Genomic DNA, 3698 nt, shown 5'->3' with positions numbered 1-3698 from the left:
TTTTATGGGCAGATATTTTAAAACTGTCTCTTGAAGCTAATTATGATGATTATCTTGAAAAAAAATGATAATTAGACAGAAGTTCTCTTGTTCACATAGAGAACTTTATCTTCTTTTGTTTTCAAAATGAGAATTGCTGGAGACAATTATTGCCAATCCTCTGGTGGGCGGTAACACTATCGATTCCAGCACTGCTGCGTTTGGAGCTTCCCTTTCTATCAATCTCTCCACTGGTGGGGCTTCTGTTTTTGGTCCGTTTCCTACCATCAATCGGACTTTTCTCAATTTTGATAATGTCATCGGGACTAGCGGCAATGATACAATTATTGGCGATTTTCAAGCCAACATTCTCAACGGTAGTAGCGGTAATGATCTGATCGGTGGTAGTGACGGTAACGATACTCTTGTGGGTGGTTTTGGGTCAGATTTTCTCGGTGGAGGAAATGGGGCTAACACTTTCATCTACAATTCTGTTTTTGAAGGAGTAGATTTTATTGCTGATTTTATCTCTATTGATCAAATTCAATTAAGATCTTCTGGTTTTACGGGATTATCTCTCGGTGGCCTCTCCGCTAGTCGCTACGGTGAAGGTAACTCCCTGTCTGCTGCCGCCAGTGCCGCATTTTTTGCAGGGGCCTCCTCCAGTGCGGCAATTTTGGGTGTTGGCACGGCTGCTGGGGTACAGGTGTGGTACACAAATAATGCTTTTAATACCGCCGCATTCGGTGCAGGTGCTAGCCTTCTCGCCACCTTAAGTTCTACCTTTACCAATCTGGCTACAGTCAACCAAAGCAACTTCAGTGTAATTGCCTAATATCTAAATTTTTCAATCTAAAGTAAGAGCTTGTACTGTTTCAGTACAAGCCTTTTTATTGGAAGCCCATAGAGCTTTAACCAACTTCTGATAGGATAAACCGTGACAATGTAAAGAAATTTTTATGACTGTACTGACCGAAGGAATCGCGCCCCACGGTGGGCAATTAATTAATCGTATTGCTACCGCTGCCGAAAAAGCAGAATTTCTGGCCCTAGCTGAAAAACTACCGCGAGTTTCCCTAGATGAACGAGCGCTCTCGGATTTAGTTATGATTGCTATCGGTGGTTTCAGTCCCCTCAAAGGCTTTATGGAACAGGACGACTACGAAAAAGTCGTCGATGATATGCGTCTAATCAATGGTTTACCCTGGGCAATTCCCGTGACTCTTTCCGTTAGCGAAGAAGTGGCGGATCCGCTCAAAGAAGGCAACTGGATTCGTTTAGATGACAGCGAAGGCAACTTTGTCGGAGTCCTAGAACTAACCCAAAAATACCGTTATAATAAGGCCCACGAAGCAGTTAACGTCTATCGTACCGACGACCAGAAACACCCCGGGGTAAAAGTCCTCTATGAACAGGGAGAAATTAACCTCGCGGGTCCAATATGGTTACTTCAGCGCGATCCTCATCCTCAGTTTCCCAAATATCAGATCGATCCTCTGCAATCGCGCAAAATGTTCCACGAAAAAGCTTGGAAAACGATTGTCGGTTTCCAAACCCGTAATCCCATCCACCGGGCCCACGAATACATTCAAAAATGCGCCCTAGAAGTGGTAGATGGTTTATTCTTGCATCCTCTTGTCGGCGCTACCAAAAGCGATGATGTGCCAGCCGATGTGCGGATGCGTTGCTATGAGATCATGATGGATAAATACTTTCCCCAAGATCGCGTTATTCTGGCTATCAACCCCTCAGCTATGCGTTACGCCGGCCCCCGGGAAGCAATTTTCCACGCTATTATCCGCAAAAACTACGGTTGTACCCATTTTATCGTCGGTCGTGACCATGCCGGAGTCGGGGACTACTACGGAACCTACGATGCTCAGTATATCTTTGATGAGTTCGAGCCGGGGGAATTGGGAATCGTGCCGATGAAGTTTGAACACGCTTTCTACTGTACCCGGACTTCGGGAATGGCAACCACCAAAACTAGCCCCAGTTTACCTGAAGAAAGAATCCACCTTTCGGGAACCAAAGTCCGGGAACTGCTGCGCAAAGGAGAATTACCACCTCCGGAATTCTCCCGTCCAGAAGTGGCTGCCGAATTAATCCGGGCTATGCAAGGATCTTGACATCCTCGCCGCCCTAAAAGTGCGGCGATTCCTAAACCTCACGATTTAAGTTTCTGCTTCCACCACCGTCGCATACCACAGTTAAAAAACCATGTACTGTCTTACACAGAGTCCACAGACTTTCGCCCCATTTCAGAAGCCCGATTCCGTGTGTCCCACGGTACGTTGACCGCCTATAGCTTCTTGTACTTGTTGCGCGCGACTTTTTACCCGGCCAAGCTTTTCTGGTCGGAACCCCCTAAGCCGAGTTTTCAAGGTGCTGCGCCGTCCACTTGGTTTTCGAGACTGGCCTTTTAATTCTAACGTAAAGCCGCCGTAGAACGGCGGGGTTTCAGACCCAAAATTTCCGATGAACATAACTAGGCGAGAATTGATCCAGCAGACAGGTTGGGGGTTGCTGACTTTGGCGATTAGTCAAGGGACCCTTAACCGTCATTTGGCCGCTCTCGCCACCCCTAATCCCCGAAAATTGGCTCTTTTAGTCGGTATTGACCAGTATGGGGCGAATATTCCGCCGCTGCCCGGCTGTCTTACCGATGTGGAGTTACAAAAAGACCTTCTCCGTTATCGTTTTGGCTTTCAGGATGCTGATATAGTAACTTTAACGGGACAACAAGCCAGTCGAGAAGCGATCGAAGCGGCTTTTTTAGAACACCTGATCGCCCAAGCCAGGTTGGGGGATGTGGTAATTTTTCACTTTAGCGGTTATGGCAGTCTTGGGGCCGGAAAAGAGGTTTTTATTACTGCTGATGGGGCAGAAAATGCTTTAATCAAGGAAAATATCCTGCTGATGGCTCGCTGTCTAGCTACGGATAAGTTTAGCTTGATTTTTGATAGTAGTCATCTCCCCCAACCTCAGCCCTATCTCGGTAATCTCCGCATTCGTTCCTATTCTAGAACCATTACTGATCCTAACCCCGCCGAATTAACTTTCGCTGCCGATATTAAAACCCGTTTTAACCTCAAAAATAAGCCTAGTAACGGCGTTATTCTCGCTGCCGCTAAACCAGGGGAAATCGCCCTGGAATTGAGCGGTAATAGCCCCAATGCTGGCTTATTCACCTATGATCTCACTCAGTATCTCTGGCAAGTTTCCCCCAGTCCGACAATTGCGATCGCTTTTCCCCATCTCCGTAATCTCGTCGCTAGTCACAGCAGTCAACAACAGCAACCGGCAATCCTAACCAGTAATCAAAAAAATAATTCTGCCCCGCCTTATCATACAACGTCAGAAACGTCAAGGGGGGGCGCAGCAATTGTTACAAATCTTATTGATGAACGCACCCTAGAAGTCAATCTGGTCGGCCTGCCCTTAGAAATCCTAGAAAATTACGGAATTAACTCCTGTTTGAGCTTTATTGAGGCGACTGGGGAGGAAATCAGCCTACAAATTCTCTCCCGTCAGGGTTTAAAAGCGAAAGCGCAATTATTATCCCCGGCTGCTTCCCTAGAAATAGGACAGATTCTACAGGAAAAATTGCGGGTTTTTCCCAGTCAAATCGGTTTAATCGTCGGTTTGGATAGTAACTTAACCCGGATTGAACGGGTAGATGCCACCAGTACCTTTGCCAGTTTGCCCGATGTGGCCGC

The 3698-nt window shown here is 46.8% G+C and carries 3 protein-coding genes; all 3 read left to right on the top strand.

Going from position 1 to position 3698, the window contains the following annotated elements:
• Positions 1-133: 133 nt before the first annotated feature.
• Entirely contained in the window at positions 134-814 is a 681-nt protein-coding gene (locus IM462_RS20910; protein WP_287715593.1) for a calcium-binding protein, read from the top strand.
• A gap of 124 nt (positions 815-938) precedes the next feature.
• Positions 939-2108, top strand: coding sequence for a sulfate adenylyltransferase (gene sat, locus IM462_RS20905; RefSeq protein ID WP_002739877.1), 1170 nt, complete (start codon positions 939-941; stop codon positions 2106-2108).
• 349 nt (positions 2109-2457) lie between these two features.
• The coding region (locus tag IM462_RS20900) for a caspase family protein (RefSeq protein WP_287715591.1) at positions 2458-3698 on the top strand (1241 nt) is incomplete at its 3' end.

Source organism: Microcystis sp. M144S2, assembly GCF_020246065.1.
Taxonomy (GTDB): Bacteria; Cyanobacteriota; Cyanobacteriia; order Cyanobacteriales; family Microcystaceae; genus Microcystis; species Microcystis ichthyoblabe_A.
This window is presented reverse-complemented; position numbering and strand designations above follow the sequence as displayed.

Coding starts and splice junctions, on each gene's coding strand:
- sat (WP_002739877.1), top strand. CDS start 939: ATGACTGTACTGACCGAAGGAATCGCGCCCCACGGTGGGCAATTAATT.